The following is a 16,420-nucleotide window of genomic DNA, read 5'->3' as shown; positions in this document are numbered from 1 at the left end:
ACTGTGACGAATGTGAATCAGGACAATCAGGACAACACTGCTTCTTCCGGCGCTTCCGGCTTGCCGTTGCGCGGCCTCGCGATGGTGCTCATCGCCGTCGCCGTCATCCTCGGCCTGTGGGGCGTGTACGCCATGACGCAAAACTCCACCTCCTCCGAGCAGGCCGCACCGGAGACGACCTCCGCTGCCGCGCCGCAAACCACCGTCGCGGCGCCAGCGCCCACGTCCGCCCCGACCGAAGCCCCAGAGGACACCACCTCTGCCCCCGCCCCCGCGCCGGGTGCAAACGAAGGCCCCGCCCGCCTTAATATTCTCAACAACTCCACCGTGCCGAACCTGGCCAAGGATGTCGCCGGCACCCTCGGCAGGCAGGGCTTCGACATCGGTGAAGTGGGAAATGTCTCCGACATCATCCACCCGGAGAACACCGTCTACTTCCAGCCCGGCAACGCCGATGCTGAACGCCGCGCCCGAGAGCTAGCCGACCGCGTCGGGGGAGTAGCAAAGGAATACAATCAGGCTCTACCGGATGGCACCAACGGCGCCAACGACATCACCCTCGTCCTGGTCAACCAGGTCGCGCTGTAACTGTTAAGGAGCCATCGTGATGGCGATCGACCCGATTCAATTCCATGGCTCACCCCAGCCCACCTTGGGCATTGAATGGGAGATCGCCCTCGTCGACCCCGTCACCCGGGACCTCGCGCCCAAAGCCGCCGAGGTCATCGCCGCCGTCAACGCCGCGCACCCCGAGGTCCACCTGGAAAAGGAGTTCCTCCAAAACACCGTCGAGCTGGTCACGGGCATCCACCCAACGACCCCGGCGGCCATCTCCGAGCTGGCCCATAGCTTGGCCTGCGTCAAAGGGGCCGCCGATTCCCTCGGCCTGCGCCTGTGGGCCTCCGGCTCACACCCGTTTTCCGATTTCCGGCAGAACCCCGTCTCGGAAAAGAATGCCTACACCGAGATCATCGAGCGCACCCGCTTCTGGGGTTCCCAAATGCTGATCTGGGGCATCCACGTCCACGTTGGCATCTCCTCCGCCGATCGAGTGTGGCCCATCATCAACGCGATGATGACCAAGTACCCCCACCTGCTCGCGCTCACCGCATCATCTCCCGGGTGGGACGGCATCGATACCGGCTACGCCTCCAACCGCACCATGCTCTACCAGCAACTACCCACCGCCGGCCTGCCCTATCAATTCCAGACCTGGGCCGAATGGGAATCCTACATGCACGACCAGGGCATCTCCGGCGTCATCAACCACACCGGCTCGATGCACTTCGACATCCGCCCGGCCGCCAAGTGGGGCACCATCGAGGTCCGCGTCGCCGATGCCACATCCAACCTGCGGGAACTCTCCGCCGTCGTTGCTCTTACTCACTGCCTCGTCGTTCACTACGACCGCATGATCGACCGCGGCGAACAGCTCCCCATCCTCCAGCCCTGGCACGTCGCCGAAAACAAATGGCGCGCCGCCCGCTATGGCATGGAAGCCCAAATCATCACCTCCCGCGACACCGATGAACGCTGGGTGACCCAAGAACTCGCCGAACTCGCCGACGAGCTTGCCCTGCTAGCCCGCGAGCTTGGCTGCTTCGACGAGCTGCAACTGGTGGTAGAGATCCTCGAACGAGGCGCCGGATACCAGCGCCAACGCCGAGCCTTCCATGAGACCGGCTCCTGGACCCCCGTCATCGACCTCACCTGCGACGAGATGGAAGAGTTGACTCCCCTTGAGCACTAACCTCGTTCTCCTGCACCCGATGGGCCGCATGCCCGATACCTACACCGGCGTCGTCCAAGAACTGCCCGCCGACGTGACACCCTGGCTGCCCAACCTCTCCGTCGGCAGCATCGACGACCAATGCCGCACCCTCGAGGACTACCTCGACCGACACGAACTCCGCAGCGTCATCCTCTTCGGCCACGGCACCGGCGCCCTCGTCGCCGCCCAATTCGCCCTCGCCCAACCCAACCGGGTCACCCGGCTACTGCTTTCCGACGCCCCCCTGCGCACCGACGAAAAAACCATCAACACCCAGATGAAGGCCCTGCGCCTCATCCCGCGTTTCCTCCTGCGCCGCCGCGGCATCGACAAGGATGAAGCCATGGAGTCGCTGGAATCCCTCCGCGATCACGACCTCACCGGCCAGCTCGGAATCCTCGGAATTCCCCTCACCATCTTCAGCGCCGCCGACACCCCAGACACCATCGAAGCGGCAAAGGTCATCCGCGTGCCCGAAGGCCTCTGGTACGAAAACAACCCGGCGCTGGTCGTCCGGGAATTGCTCGCCTAGCTACTCGTCGATGGGGTAGACGAGCCACTGAAAGAGATAGACGGCGAACAACGGAAGCCCGAAAAAATGCGCTAGAACATAGAGCAATCTCACGGTGTCTGGCTTCATGCCATAAACCTCGGCAACCCCGGAGCACACTCCCGCGATCTGCTTATTTCGCGTCGTGCGATAGAACTGCTTCGGCATGGGAGTGTGAGGTACCTAGCGCCTGCGCAGGGACTTCTCAGCGGGGGCGTCGTTACGCGACATCGTCTCGGGCTTGCCGTACAGGCCCTCGCGGCGGGAGACGCGGCCGAGGCGCTGCGCCGTAACCGGGGAGGTCATCGCCGCGAAGAGGACGAGCAGCACGAGGACGCCTAAGTCTCCGCGCTCGGCCATGCCGAACTCGGGGGAGCCGGTGACGCGCAGGAGCGCGCCGAGAATGACCAGCACCAGGCCCGTGGTCTGCGGTTTGGTGATCGCATGCACCCGGGACATGGTGTCCTTGAAGCGGACGACACCGACCGCGGCGGAGAACACGAACAAGGCGCCGGTGATGATGAGGATCAACGACGCGACGTCGGCAAACAGTGAATAGGTCATGGGTTAGGCACCATCCCTCTTGCGGAAGCGGGCGACGGACACGGAGGCGATAAAGCCCAGCAACGCGACGACGAGCATGGCGTTGGCGACCGTGGTGTCCAGGGTCCAACAGATGTAGGTGGCCAGGGCGCATTGGAGCATGGCGATGAAGCCATCGAGCCCGAGGACGCGATCGAGGGAGTTGGGACCCACGAGGATGCGCCAGGTCATCATGAGGAAAGAAATACTGATGATGACGGCAGCGACCAGCAGGAAGGCGTTGTAGATGGAGGGGTCCATGGTGCTTAGCTCCTCTCGAAGATGTGGATCATGCGGCGTTCCAGGCTGGCGATGCTATCGATCTCGCGCTGCAAGGCCGCGGGGCTGCCCGCGTCGAGGAGATGGACTGTCCACATGCGGTTGGCGATGTCGATGTCGCTGACCGATCCACCCGGCTGCAGGTTGTACAGGGCGGTGGCAAAGGTCATGACCAGTTCCGAGGACACACGCATGGGCACCTGCACGATGGCCGTCTTGGGGGGTGCGGCGGGTCGCAGCGCCAGCCACGCCACGCGGAAGGACGCGATGAACAAGTCCCAGATCCAGACGAGGAAGTAGCTGATTAGCGTCCCCCATTTGATGCTCAACCCGGCGATGGGCATGGCGGGCAATGGTAGCGCCAGCACCACCACGAGGCCCACGAGGAAACCACCGATGACGTTGGCCCAGCTAATTTCGCCCATGAGCAGGCACCACATCAGGGTGATCCAGACAACGAACCAGGGGCGCCAGCGGCGCTTGAGTCCGGCGATCATGGCTGGGCCTCCTCTGTAGTCGGTTCGGCCGGGGTCGATGAGATGACCGGTATCGGCTCGGGCAGGCCGTGTTCGCGGTTGCGCAGATCATCGGAGCCATCGTCGAGCCGCTGCTGGTCGAGGGTGCGCGAGGGGTTGGAGAAGTCAGTACCCAGCACGGCGGTGCGGTAGATGGAGACGTCCTGAGCGGATTCGGCGGCGCGGTCGGTGACGCCGGCGATCGGTCCGGCGAGGACGGAGACGGCGAGGGAGGCGGCGATGAGGGTGGTCGTGGAAGCGACCATGCCGACGGGCATGCGGCCGACGTCGTCACGCTCTCCGAATTCCACCTCGTCGGTGACATCGGCGAGGGGGGCCGGGCGGGCCGTCGCGACGTTGCCTTCCGGGGCGTCCTTGCGGTCGCGCCAGAAGCCCTTCGACCACACCATGACCATGACGTAGAGCGTGAGCAGGGAGGTGATCACGGCACCGGCAATGAGCACCCATGCCTGCCAGCTGCCTTCGTTGGCGCCGGCCTCGATGAGGATGATTTTGCCCAGGAACCCGGAGAACGGTGGGATGCCGCCCAGGTTGAGCGCCGGGATGAGGTAGAGGATGGCGATGACGGGGGCGGTGTAGGCGAGGGAACCGAGACGTCGCAAAGAAGACGTGCCGGCTTGGCGCTCGATGAGACCAACGACGAGGAACAGCGCGGTTTGGACGAGAATGTGGTGCACGGCGTAGAAGATCGCGCCTGACAGGCCCTGCGCCGAGCCGAGGGCAATGCCGAAGATCATGTAACCAATGTGGCTGACCAGGGTAAATGACAGCAATCGCTTGATGTCATTCTGCGCCATGGCGCCGAGGATGCCCACGATCATCGTCGCCAGAGCCACCCACATGAACAGCCCATCGAGGGAGCCATCGGTGAACACCACCGAGCGCATGCGGATGATGGAGTACACACCCACCTTCGTCAGCAGGCCCGCGAACACGGCGGTGACCAGGGACGGGGCGGTGGGGTAGGAGTCGGGGAGCCAGGCATCGAGCGGGAAGACGGCGGCTTTGATGCCGAAGGCGACGAGCAGGACACCGAAAATGGCGGCGCGCGTACCGGAGGGGATCTCATCCATGCGCATGCCGATCTGCGCGAGGTTGACCGTGCCCACGGCGGCGTAGACCATGGCGAGGCCGAAGAGGAAAATCATCGACGACACCATGGACACCATGACGTAGGACACGCCCGCGCGCACTCGCGACGCGGAGGCGCCGAGGGTGAGCAGCACGTAAGAGGCGACGAGGAAGACCTCAAAACCGACGTACAGGTTGAACAGGTCGCCGGCGAGGAAGGACATGTTCACGCCCATGCTCAGCAGCATGTACGTGGGCAGGAACACCGCGACGGGCTCGTCCTTGCCGCCGTCGCGCACACCCTGGCTGATCGCGTACCACATGACGCAGAACAGGACCATGGAGGAGACGGTGAGCATGACCGTGGACAGGCGGTCAGCGACGAGCGTGATGCCGATGGGTGCGTCCCAGCCGCCCAACTGGACAGTTTGGATGCCTTCAATATCGACGACCACGACCATCGACGCCGTCAGCACGATGAGCACCGTCAGCGTTCCCAGCGCAATGATCCGCTGGATGTGTGGGCGTCGGCCAGCCAGCAGCGCCAAGGCCGCCGCCACCGCCGGCAGGATGACCGGCAGCGGAATGAGGAAAGGCATCAAGGGCAGGAGCAGGTCAACGTAGGGCAGGAAAAACTCAGACATCTTCGCCCGCCTTCACTGGAGCCTCGAAGGACTTCGGGCCAAAACTATCGCCCTCACTGGTCAAACGGCCCGTCTCTGGGTCATCGGACGCATCATGGTCCGGCGCCGCACTCGCGGTTGCGGGCCGGGCGGCGATGGCAGCATCCTCCACGTCATCTTCAATAACGTCCGCAGTGCGGTAGCGGTACTGGCGATACGCCAACGTGAGAATGAAAGCAGTCATCGCCATGGAAATGACGATCGCGGTGAGGATCATGGCCTGCGCGAGCGGATCAGCGATCTTCTCGCCATACTCCGTGCTCTCGCGCCCCATGATCGGCGGCGAACCCGCCTGCCCACCCGCCTGCAACAGCAGGAGGTTCGCCCCGTTGCCAATGAGCATGAGGCCCAACATCATCTTCGTCATCGCACGGTCGAGCACCAGGTACACACCAGCGGAAATCAGCGTTCCAGCAGCTAACAGCAGAAACAGGTTGGCTACCATCTACTTCTCTCCCTTCGTACCAGTGCTTATCGACGCCTTCTCACTCGCTATTCGTTGTCGCCTCTCGGCCGCACGCGCCATCGAGCGCGCGCGGTCGCGCGCCCTCTGCTTGCGCATCTCCTCCTCCAAGTCGAGCTGACCACCAAGAGAATTGAGAATGTGCATGATCAACCCGACGACGATGAGATAAACGCCCGTATCGAAGATCAGCGCCGACGGCAGCGACATATTGCCAATGAGCGGCAAATCCACCGAGTCATACGCCGAGGTCAGCGGCGGGTAGCCCAAGAACATGGGCCAGATCGCCGCGATCGACGCGATGACCAACCCCGAGCCGAGGATACGACCAGCATCGATCGGCAACGCCTCCTCCAACTCGGCGCGCCCGCCCGCAAGGTAGCGCAGCGTGAACGCCAGGGCGGCAACGAGGCCGCCGGCGAAGCCACCACCCGGCGCATTGTGGCCGGCGAAGAAGAAGTACAACGACAACGCAATCATCGAGGGGAACAACACCCGCGTGGCCACATCGACCATGAGGGAGCGGTTTTGTTGTTTTTCGGTCTCGACACCTGCGGCCAGCCAGCGGCGGCCGGTGACGGAGAGCGTCGGACGTCGAGAAGCTCTGGTAAATGACCTCGTGCGGTAGATGAGCGAGGCCACGCCAGTGGCCGCGATGACCAACACCGAAATCTCGCCGAACGTATCCCACGCACGAATATCCACCAACAACACGTTGACCGCGTTCGCCCCATGGCCAATCTCCTGAGCCAGATCCGGCATGAACACCGAAATCGGCTCCTCGTTGCGAGCATTGATAGCGAACATCGTCACCAACGTCACCGACAGACCCACCGCCACCGACAGCCACGCCCGCAGGCGATTGGCCTGCGGAGACTGCTTCCACTCCGTCGTCGACGGCAGCTTACGCAGCACCAACATGAACACGACCATGACGATCGTCTCCACCAACGTCTGCGTCAGCGCCAAATCCGGCGCACCCTGCAACGCAAAGATGAAAGCAATGGAATAGCCCGTCACACCAACGAAAATCACGCCCGACAAGCGGTTATCCATCCGCGTAGCCGCAATCGCCGCGACGATAATAATCACCGACGCCAACGCCTGCCACGGCGAATCCCACAACTCCATGCGGACATCACTGCGCTCACCAATAATGAGCGCCGTCACCGGCAACACAATGAGCACACCGAAAATAATGGCCAAGTTGGCCACCAACGAACCCCGCTGCGTCGACGCCGTCAAACGCAACGACATGCGGCGGAACATATCTAGCACCGCATCATACGCAGAATCGGCACTGCCCAACGCCGGGACCTCCGGCTGCGCCTTAGCCACCACCGCCCGCTGCCAATGCATGACCGTACCGACCGCAACAATGAGCGCCGACAACAACAGCGGCAGAGTAAACCCATGCCACAGCGCCAAATAGGTAGCGCTCTCGCCCGGCATGAGCGGAGTGACATTATCCAAATGCATGGTGATGGCGCTGGACAACGGCGCGGGGAACAACCCAAAGAACACGGTCAGGGCAGTAAGCACGAGCGGAGCCAGCCACAACTGCGGACCGATGGCATGCATCTTCTCCACCGCCTCCGAACGGCCGCCACCACTAACGTGCGAGGACTTCTTCGTAGCGAAGGCCCCATGCAGGAAATGCAGCGCATACGCCACCGTCAGGGTCGAACCGACCACAATCGCGACGAGCATGAGATTGCGCGGCATACCCACCAGCAATTCCTCATGCATGACCGACTCCAGCACCGCCTCCTTAGCCACGAAGCCAAACAGCGGCGGAATACCCGCCATCGACGCCGCCGACACAATCGCCAACAGCGCAACGAGCGGCTGCCTGCGCCCCAACCCCGACAACTCACGAATATCGCGGGTACCCGTCGTATGGTCAATGGCGCCCACGATCATGAACAACGACGCCTTGAACAGCGAGTGCGCAAACGTCAACGCCAGCCCCGCCAACATCGCCTCCCGCGAACCCACCGCCACGACCGCCGTGATAAAGCCCAACTGGGACACCGTGCCATAAGCAAGGATGAGCTTCAGATCCTTCTGCCGCAACGCCATCCACCCAGCCATGAGCATGGTGAACAAGCCCAACGGGATGACCACCAAATGCCACGTATCAACCACATGGAAATTCGGGGCCAGGCGCGCGACAAGGTAGATACCCGCCTTGACCATGGCCGCAGAGTGCAAATACGCCGAAACCGGCGTCGGCGCAGCCATCGCACCCGGCAACCAGAAATGCATCGGCGCAATCGCCGACTTCGACAGCGCACCCGCCAAGATGAGGATGACCGCAATGGTGATATGCGGAGTCGTCGCCAATTCCGTGAACTGCGGAATCTCCGACAACCGCCAGATGCCCGTCAGACGACCCAGCAGAATGATGCCCACCAACATGGCCAAGCCACCCAACGTGGTCACCATCAACGCCTGGCCAGCCGACCTTCTCGAAGACGCCCGCTCACCGTAATAGCCCACCAACAGGAAAGACAGCACCGACGTGATCTCCCAGAAGATGTACATCAACAGGAAATTGTCCGAGGTGACCAGGCCAAACATCGCCATCGCGAAAGCGACCATCTGGCCGCCAAACACCGCGAGACGGCGCGGATTCGAATCGAAATAGCCCCAACAATAAAACAGCACCAGCGCGCCGACACCCAAGATAATGAGGCTGAACAAACCAGCCAGCGAATCAAGGCGCATCTCAATATTCAAGTGAGCGGTGGGCATCCACTCGATATTGGTGACGAGCGCCCCATCGTTGAGGAACGTGCCGTTAGTAAACAGCGACAGCACCCAAAAGAACCCAGCCGCGGGAACGAGGGCAAGCAGGGCGAATGCTGATCTGCCCATGAGTCGGATGAGAGCTGGCGCCACTATGGCAGCGACGGTAAGTGCTCCGAGAAGTAGCAGCACGATACTTGGTGTTCCCCTTCACAGCGTGGGCGTACAAGACGATCGGGGCAGCGCAGTTGTGGACACCCCCAGCGGCAGGTTGAAAATCTCGCTGTTGAAATCACTGAGACGCCCACGATAGAGGCGGCGTCCGTCTGTAGCGCGGCCAACTCTGGACAGTGTACCTGTTGACTGTTATATAGGTATCCGCTGCATTGCCCCTGGCGGATGGGCCGGTTCGCGGTAGGGGTCGTGGGGTGAGCTACATAGATTCTCTAGAATGCGCGGCGGGGAGTTGGCTGACCTGGGCTGATGATAAGTCATACGATTGATTCTAGAGAATCTATGTAGGGATGATCGTCCTCGCGACGCCCTGATCGCGACCTGAACGAAAATCCCCGCCGGGAGGCTGCGGCGGCCGTTAATGGATGGCACACCATGCATGGATGGGTGCTGGGGAGGGGTGCCTACATAGATTCTCTAAAATGTGCGGCGGGGAATTCGCCGACCTGCGCCGATGATAGGTCATACGATTGATTCTAGAGAATCCGTGTAGGGGCGATCGTCCTCGCGACGCCCTGATCGCGACACGAAAGAGAAATCACCGCCACGCCAGCCCGGCGCTCTCCCATCGGCCGTTAACGAATGGCAAATTGCGCATGGATAGCAGCTGGTGCAGTTCCCGGATCCCGTCGATGGCGCTGCCGTCGGGGAAGTTGAACTTGTTGGCCCGGAAAATTGTGATGCCCTGATTGCTCAAGGAGTGCTGGCGGTGCAGATCATTGAATACTGCTTCTTCTCGGTCGGTGCCATACTCGCCGAGGTATTTGCCTTGGCCGTCGTATTCCACGGCGAAGCTGATAGAGGGCCAGAAGAAGTCGAAGCGCCCGAGCATGGCTCCCGAGCGGTGGTAGATCGTTGCTTGTTGGTGCGGGGCGGGGAGGCCGGCGTCGAAGAGGTAAGACTTGAGCATGGATTCGCGGGGGCTTTCGGAGTAGGGCGTGGCTTGGCGGGCTACTTGCCGCATTGTCTCGACGCCGCTAAGAGGGCCAAGTTCGGCGACGACATCCGCAAGCTCGTCGGCGGAGAATAGCCCCTCACGCAGGCCTTGGTCTAACGCTTGGACCCCGAGGTGGCGGCGGTGCCAGCGGCCGAGGTCTAGTCCGGTGAGGAGGGGGTCGGTGACGCGGGCGGTTCCCAATGGGTGGCGCACCCACCTGGCGCGTTGCTGCAGGGCGGGTGGATGGTGGCGGGGGAGCAGGCCATTCATGGGGTGGGAGCTGTGGTAGGCGGGTAGGGATAGCTCGGTTGGTTCAGTGTGCGCCCACTGTGGCATGGGGAAGGTATGGAAGGCGGCGGCGGAGAATCCAGAAATGATGGATGTTGGCCGGGCTGCCGCCCAGGCCAGCGCCCGCGCGCAAATCATGTCGATGGTGGAGAGGCGGTAGAAGTCGGCTTTGCTGATATATATGGCAGGGGCAAGTTTGAGGTGCTCACGGGAGGTGGGCACTGTTCGGCGTTGGTTGTTTGGGCTTGTCCGCAGTGAGATGAGCGGCCCCCCGACCTCGTTCATGCTTCAGCACTTTAGGCGCTGAAGCTGTATCGCGCCGGGTTAGCCGTAGATGCGTTGGGCGCCGGAGGAGAGGGCGGCGGCGATGGAGGTGGCTGGGGTGGGGCCGAAGCCCATGGCCCAGGCGGTGCGCTGGTCGGCGGTTTGGTGGCCGACTTTGACGAAGGTGGCGGTGGCCTCGAAGAGTTCGACCTGGTGGAAGGCGTGGATTTCGACGTGGCGTCCGGCGTCGGCTAGCAGGTGGGTGCAGGCGGAGGCGGTGCCCATGGCGTCGATGGTGTGCTCGGCGGTCATCGGCGGCTCGGTCTTGGACAGGAACGTCAGCTCGGCGGAGAAGTGCTGGGTGCCGCCGCGCCCCGGGGTGCAGTCCAGGCGGGTGATGCGGATGTCGGCGTGCGGGGCGTAGGTGGCGCTGAATAGTGACCAGGTCATGCCGTCGGCTTCGGCGCGGAGTTCCCGGGGGAGGTGGCTGCCAAAACGGGCGTGGAAGGGGTCGTCGGTCTGGAGAACCTGGGTGGTGTGCTTCAACATGTCGATCCTTTTTCGGGCTCTTCGAGGGGAAGGGGAGGTGGACCGACTCTTCGTGGTGCGGGTGGAATAACGACTACTGCCCCATACGCGGGGAGTCAGTCCCTATGCCGCGTTGGGGTTGGTAGCCTTCGCTACTCGCTGAAGAGTAAGGATGTTGTAAGTCACACTGTGACAGTAACGCCTGTCACATTTGCGTGCAAGCCCTAGGCGCCGAATTCCATTAAAAAGGTGGCTTCGGCGAGGGCGATGTGCTCGATTTCGGTGGGGTCGACGGATTCGTCGGGGGAGTGGATGGTGGTGAGGGGCTCTTCGACGCCGTAGAGGGCGATTTCGGCGTCGGGGAAGGTTTCCTGCAGGGCGAGGGTGAGGGGGATGGAGCCGCCGGTGCCGATGGTGGCGGCTTTGTCGGTGTCGTAGGCGCGGGCGAGGCAGCTGCGGAGGAGTCCGAGGGCGGGGCCGGCGGTGTCGGTGCTGAAGGGTTGGTTGATGTCGTCGATGTCGACTGTGAGGTGTGCGCCCCAGGGCACGTGGGCGTGCAGGTGGGCGTCGAGCTTGGCCACGACGTCGTCGGCATCCATTCCCGGGGGGACGCGCAGGTTGAGCTTTGCTTGGGCGGTGGCGGGGACGGCGTTGACGGCCTCGGCGACGGGGGTGGAGGTGAAGCCGGTGATGGTGATGGCGGGGCGGGCCCACACCATGTCGGCGGGGGCGTCGTCACGCGTTCCCATGATGTCGACGCCGTCGAGGATGCCCGCATCGGTGCGGAAGGCGTCGGCCTCGTAGGGTTCGCCCTGCCACTTTGTGTGCGTATCGACGCCGTCGATCACCGTCCGTCCGGCATCGTCACGCAGGGTGTCCAGCAGGCGGACGAGCGCCGCGACGGCGTCGGGCGCCGCCCCGCCGAAGCCGCCGGAGTGCAGCGGCGCGCGGAGGGTGTCCACGGTGACGGTGACCTGCGCGCCACCGCGCAGGGAGGTGGTCAGCGTCGGCGTACCGACGGCCGCGTTGCCCGTGTCGGCGATCATGATCGCGTCGGCGCGGAACAGCTCCGGCTGGGTGCGCAGGAGGTGGTCGAGGCCTTCGCCGCCGCGCTCTTCCGAACCTTCGACGAGGACGATGAGGCCGAGGCGGGTGCCGCCGGCGGCGGTGACAGCGCGCAGGGCAGCGAGGTGCATGGCGAGGTTGCCCTTGCAGTCCGCAGCACCCCGGGCGTACCAGCGGCCGTCGCGCTCGGTGAGGGTGAAGGGATCGGAGGTCCACTTCGCGGGATCGCCGGCGGGGACGATGTCATAGTGGGAGTACAGCAGGACCGTCGGCATGCCTTCGCTGGGTTCTTGCCGTCCGATGACGGCGGTGGAACCGTCGGCGGTGAGGTGGGTGGTGACGGTGAGCCCGGCGTCGATAAGCGCTTGACGGGTCCACTCGGCGGCTGCGGCTGTGTCCTGCTCGTGGCCGGGCTCGTTGTGGACGGAATCGAAGGAACAGAGGGCGGAGAGGTCAGCGAAAATCTGCTCCCGCTGGCCGAGGATGTGGGTGCGAAGGTGCGTTACGTCAGTCATGGGAACCACCCTAACGCGAAATACTTTGCACTCGGGGCCGGAGAGTGCTAAAAACGGACCTAGCACTTGAATAGACTGAGTGCCAGAAAACGATGTCTTCAGGGGTTGAGGTTGGTTCACACTCGCCGACCGTGCCGTCGCGGGCGCCTTTTGAAGTGCAGACGTGAGTGTCGTCCTAAATAACATCAAGGAGCACAATCACATGGCAAAGATCATCGCCTTTGACGAAGAAGCACGCCGCGGCCTCGAGCGTGGCCTGAACACGCTTGCCGACGCCGTCCGCGTCACCCTCGGCCCCAAGGGCCGCAACGTCGTCCTGGAACGTGGCTGGGGCGCCCCGGTCATTACCAACGATGGTGTCTCCATCGCTCGGGAAATCGAGCTGGAAGATCCTTATGAGAAGATCGGCGCTGAGCTGGTCAAGGAAGTTGCCAAGAAGACCGACGACGTCGCTGGCGACGGCACCACCACCGCTACCGTCCTGGCCCAGGCACTCGTGCGCGAAGGTCTGCGCAACGTCGCCGCCGGCTCCAACCCGATGGGCATTAAACGCGGCATCGAGCAGGCTACCGCTAAGGTGACCGAGTCCCTCCTCGCCTCCGCCAAGGAGGTCGAGACCGAGGAAGAGATCGCCGCTACCGCTGGCATTTCCGCCGCTGACCCGGCCATCGGCGCCCAGATCGCCAAGGCGATGTACGCCGTGGGCAACGGCCACGTGAACAAGGACTCCGTCATCACCGTCGAGGAGTCCAACACCTTCGGCGTGGAGCTCGAAGTTACCGAGGGCATGCGCTTCGATAAGGGCTACATCTCCGGTTACATGGCTACCGACCTGGAGCGCGGCGAGGCCGTTCTCGAGGATCCGTACATCCTGCTCGTCTCCTCCAAGATCTCCAACATCAAGGACCTCCTGCCGCTGCTGGAGAAGGTCATGCAGTCCGGCAAGCCGCTGCTCATCATCGCCGAGGACGTCGAGGGCGAAGCCCTGTCCACCCTCGTGGTGAACAAGATCCGCGGCACCTTCAAGTCCGTCGCCGTCAAGGCACCGGGCTTCGGTGATCGCCGCAAGGCTCAGCTGCAGGACATTGCCATCCTCACCGGCGGCCAGGTCATCGCCGAAGAGGTCGGCCTGACCCTGGAAAACGCTGACCTGCCGCTGCTGGGCTCCGCCCGCAAGGTCGTCGTGACCAAGGATGACACCACCATCGTCCAGGGGGCCGGCTCCCAGGAGCAGATCGAAGGCCGCGTCAAGCAGATCCGCGCCGAGATCGACAACTCTGACTCCGACTACGACCGCGAGAAGCTGCAGGAGCGCCTGGCCAAGCTGGCCGGCGGCGTCGCAGTCCTCAAGGTCGGTGCCGCCACCGAGGTCGAGCTCAAGGAGCGCAAGCACCGCATCGAGGATGCCGTGCGCAACGCCAAGGCTGCTGTCGATGAGGGCATCGTCGCCGGCGGTGGCGTCGCCCTCCTGCAGGCATCGCATGTGCTTGACGACGACCTCGGCCTCACCGGCGACGAGGCCACCGGCGTCAAGATCGTCCGCGAGGCTCTCTCTTCCCCGCTGAAGCAGATCGCCATCAACGCTGGCCTCGAGGCTGGCGTCGTCGCTGACAAGGTGGCTGGCCTGCCCGCCGGCCAGGGCCTCAACGCCGCCACCGGCGAGTACGTTGACCTCATGGCCGCTGGCATCAACGACCCGGTCAAGGTCACCCGCTCTGCACTGCAGAACGCCGCTTCTATTGCCGCTCTGTTCCTCACCACCGAGGCAGTTGTGGCTAACAAGCCGGAGCCGGCTGGCTCGGGCATGCCGGAAGGCGCTGGCGACGCTATGGGCGGCATGGGCTTCTAACCCAGCCTCACCCGCTTGTGCCCGCGGGGGCGACATCCTAGCTCAGGAGGTCGCCCCCGCGGGCACATTGTTGTTTTTTAGGGGAAAGGTCCTATCTTCGGGGCTCGGTTGCCGGAGTGAGCTTTGATAGTTTCCTCATTATGTGCGGTGGTAGGTGCGCTGCCGGGATGGCGGAATTACGGTGGGGCGAGGGTGGCGATTGGCCCCCGGATGGGGGTATTTGGTGTGGCTGTTGCGGTGTGCGGTGAGGGAATCCTATCGGCACGCATACGGGATGCGTTACCAGGTGAGGGCGGGCTTGGTAATTTGTCGAACTGTTATGAAATGTTTCCGCAGGTCAACGCCATGGCCAGCGACAATGCTTGGGTAAGTTAAGCAATGAGATCGGAATGTGACGTCCGCGGACGCTGAAAAATAGTCCGGGATAGCGCTTGACGAACCCGCAGATTGTGAAAGAATGATCCCCGTGACGCCCTGAGGTGTCAGTAAGAGTCAATTCACACCGGCTTCTAGCTGGTTCCTCTCAAGGAGACATACATAATGGATCTCGATTTCATCCAGGAGAACCTGGGCAACTTCGCTACCTTCGGCAAGAACGTTGGCAAGGCCTTCCAGGAGATCCCGCTGCTGCTCAAGGGCTTCGTCGATTTCTTCGACAACTTCGGCAACCTGAGCTCCAACGCTGAGTTCACCTCCTCCAAGGAGTTCACGGGTAAGGAGTAATTCCTTCCCGGATTGGCAGCACCTGCTGATCCACTAAGTACGTTCCCCGCTTTTCTTTTCACTCCCAAGGAGAATCCTCATGGCAAACGCAGCCGCAGAAACCACCACCGCAGCACCGAAGCCCGTCACCGAGTCCGGCCTCTTCGATTCCTGGATCGGCCTGTCCTCCGGCTTCGAGTTCGAGGGCGAGAAGTACCCGACCATCGTTTCCTACGTCTTCAACTTCCTGAAGAACGCTGGCGACTGGGCCGGTGCCGTCAACTCCCTCATCGGCCTGGTTAACTAATTCCAGCCGCTGGGATCTGACCCAGAGTTTTTCTTAAGGCCTCGACCCCTTGCGGGTCGGGGCCTTAAGCTATGTGTCCTATCAGGGGTGTGGGATGCTCCGTTTCACTGCGCGTCAAGGGAAATCACGGTCTAGGATTAGAGCTATGGCTGACCAAAAGGACGACGATCTCCCCGTCATTGACCTCGCAAAAACCGAGGGTTACGTCGTGGACGATTCCGACGAAGATGATCCGGTACTCCTTCGCCCCGATGGAACCGCGATTGAAACCTGGCGCGAGAACTACCCGTACGATGAGCGGGTTTCGCGGGCAGAGTATGAAAAAACTAAGCGTTCCTTACAGATCGAGCTGTTGAAGTGGCAGAACTGGACCAAGGACACTGGTCAGCGGCACATTATTATCTTCGAGGGCAGGGACGCCGCCGGTAAGGGCGGCACGATCAAGCGCTTCAATGAGCACCTCAACCCCCGTGGTGCTCGGACGGTGGCTTTAGAGAAGCCCTCGCCGCGTGAGTCGACGTCGTGGTATTTCCAGCGCTACATCGCGCATTTCCCCGCCGCCGGTGAGATCGTGTTCTTCGACCGCTCCTGGTACAACCGCTCGGGCGTGGAGCGCGTTATGGGTTTCTGCACAGAATCACAGCACGCGGAGTTCCTGCGGGAGGTGCCGATGTTGGAGAACATGCTCCTCGGTTCGGGGATCTCGGTGACCAAGTTCTGGTTCTCGGTGACGCAGAAGGAGCAGCGCACCCGCTTCGCTATCCGCCAGGTGGACCCGGTGCGCCAGTGGAAGCTTTCGCCGATGGACTTGGCGTCGCTGGATAAGTGGGATGATTACACCCGCGCCAAGGAGGAGCAGTTCCGCTACACGGACACTGATGAGTCGCCGTGGGTGACCATCAAGTCCAATGACAAGAAGCGCGCCCGCATCAACGCGATGCGCTACATCTTGTCCAAGTTTGAGTACACCAATAAAGATCACGAGCTGGTGGGGGAGCCGGACCCGCTCATTGTTCTCCGCGGGCGGGATCAGATCGGCGACTAG

The 16,420-nt window shown here is 62.6% G+C and carries 17 protein-coding genes; 7 read left to right on the top strand and 10 right to left on the bottom strand.

The features are described 5' to 3' along the window. Positions 1-3: 3 nt before the first annotated feature. Genes CTEST_RS11700 through CTEST_RS11690 form a run of 3 tightly spaced genes read left to right on the top strand, consistent with a single transcriptional unit; the run spans position 4 to position 2,303 of the window. A complete protein-coding gene (locus CTEST_RS11700; protein WP_052844392.1) occupies positions 4-588 on the top strand; it encodes a LytR C-terminal domain-containing protein in 585 nt (194 codons plus the stop codon). Positions 589-607: 19 nt separating this feature from the next. Then, complete coding sequence (locus CTEST_RS11695; RefSeq protein WP_047253881.1) at positions 608-1,750, top strand: glutamate--cysteine ligase; 1,143 nt, start codon at positions 608-610, stop codon at positions 1,748-1,750. Next, positions 1,740-2,303: an alpha/beta fold hydrolase gene (locus CTEST_RS11690; protein WP_047253880.1), complete on the top strand. Its 564-nt coding sequence runs from the start codon at positions 1,740-1,742 to the stop codon at positions 2,301-2,303. Before CTEST_RS11695 ends, CTEST_RS11690 begins: the two co-directional genes overlap by 11 nt. Here CTEST_RS11690 and CTEST_RS11685 read toward each other — a convergent pair whose 3' ends face one another. The 10 genes from CTEST_RS11685 to CTEST_RS11640 form a co-directional block, all read right to left on the bottom strand. Beyond that, positions 2,304-2,489, bottom strand: a complete 186-nt coding sequence (locus tag CTEST_RS11685; protein WP_047253879.1) for a PspC domain-containing protein — start codon at positions 2,487-2,489, stop codon at positions 2,304-2,306. It abuts the gene before it with no gap. Positions 2,490-2,504: 15 nt separating this feature from the next. Further along, the gene (gene mnhG, locus CTEST_RS11680; protein ID WP_047253878.1) at positions 2,505-2,885 is read right to left on the bottom strand and encodes a monovalent cation/H(+) antiporter subunit G; all 381 of its coding nucleotides are present in this window, start codon (positions 2,883-2,885) and stop codon (positions 2,505-2,507) included. A 3-nt stretch (positions 2,886-2,888) separates the two neighbouring features. Further along, positions 2,889-3,164, bottom strand: coding sequence for a monovalent cation/H+ antiporter complex subunit F (locus CTEST_RS11675; protein ID WP_047253877.1), 276 nt, complete (start codon positions 3,162-3,164; stop codon positions 2,889-2,891). Between the two features lie 5 nt (positions 3,165-3,169). Next, positions 3,170-3,679, bottom strand: a complete 510-nt coding sequence (locus CTEST_RS11670) for a Na+/H+ antiporter subunit E (RefSeq protein ID WP_047253876.1) — start codon at positions 3,677-3,679, stop codon at positions 3,170-3,172. Next, positions 3,676-5,433, bottom strand: a complete 1,758-nt coding sequence (locus tag CTEST_RS11665; RefSeq protein WP_047253875.1) for a Na+/H+ antiporter subunit D — start codon at positions 5,431-5,433, stop codon at positions 3,676-3,678. Before CTEST_RS11665 ends, CTEST_RS11670 begins: the two co-directional genes overlap by 4 nt. Next, positions 5,426-5,917, bottom strand: coding sequence for a Na(+)/H(+) antiporter subunit C (locus CTEST_RS11660; protein ID WP_047253874.1), 492 nt, complete (start codon positions 5,915-5,917; stop codon positions 5,426-5,428). Before CTEST_RS11660 ends, CTEST_RS11665 begins: the two co-directional genes overlap by 8 nt. Continuing rightward, positions 5,918-8,878 carry a Na+/H+ antiporter subunit A gene (locus CTEST_RS11655; RefSeq protein ID WP_047253873.1) on the bottom strand — a complete coding sequence of 987 codons (2,961 nt, stop codon included), beginning with the start codon at positions 8,876-8,878 and terminating at the stop codon, positions 5,918-5,920. Between the two features lie 580 nt (positions 8,879-9,458). Next, entirely contained in the window at positions 9,459-10,430 is a 972-nt protein-coding gene (locus CTEST_RS13150; RefSeq protein WP_052844391.1) for a hypothetical protein, read from the bottom strand. A gap of 39 nt (positions 10,431-10,469) precedes the next feature. Further along, entirely contained in the window at positions 10,470-10,958 is a 489-nt protein-coding gene (locus CTEST_RS11645; RefSeq protein WP_236686092.1) for an acetyl-CoA acetyltransferase, read from the bottom strand. A gap of 203 nt (positions 10,959-11,161) precedes the next feature. Next, positions 11,162-12,517 (bottom strand): dipeptidase, encoded by a 1,356-nt coding sequence (locus tag CTEST_RS11640; RefSeq protein ID WP_047253871.1) that lies wholly within the window; start codon positions 12,515-12,517, stop codon positions 11,162-11,164. Positions 12,518-12,719: 202 nt separating this feature from the next. Between CTEST_RS11640 and groL the strand changes: the two genes are divergently transcribed. The 4 genes from groL (at position 12,720) to ppk2 (ending at position 16,420) form a co-directional block, all read left to right on the top strand. Then, a complete protein-coding gene (groL, locus tag CTEST_RS11635; protein WP_047253870.1) occupies positions 12,720-14,366 on the top strand; it encodes a chaperonin GroEL in 1,647 nt (548 codons plus the stop codon). A 540-nt stretch (positions 14,367-14,906) separates the two neighbouring features. Continuing rightward, a complete protein-coding gene (locus CTEST_RS11630) occupies positions 14,907-15,089 on the top strand; it encodes a PorH family porin (protein ID WP_047253869.1) in 183 nt (60 codons plus the stop codon). Positions 15,090-15,168: 79 nt separating this feature from the next. Further along, entirely contained in the window at positions 15,169-15,375 is a 207-nt protein-coding gene (locus CTEST_RS11625) for a PorA family porin (protein ID WP_047253868.1), read from the top strand. Positions 15,376-15,520: 145 nt separating this feature from the next. Then, entirely contained in the window at positions 15,521-16,420 is a 900-nt protein-coding gene (gene ppk2 / locus CTEST_RS11620; protein ID WP_047253867.1) for a polyphosphate kinase 2, read from the top strand.

Origin of the sequence: Corynebacterium testudinoris (assembly GCF_001021045.1) — a bacterium.
Classification (GTDB): domain Bacteria; phylum Actinomycetota; class Actinomycetes; order Mycobacteriales; family Mycobacteriaceae; genus Corynebacterium; species Corynebacterium testudinoris.
Note: the sequence above shows the minus strand (reverse complement) of the source record. Positions and strands in the feature narration are given on the sequence as shown.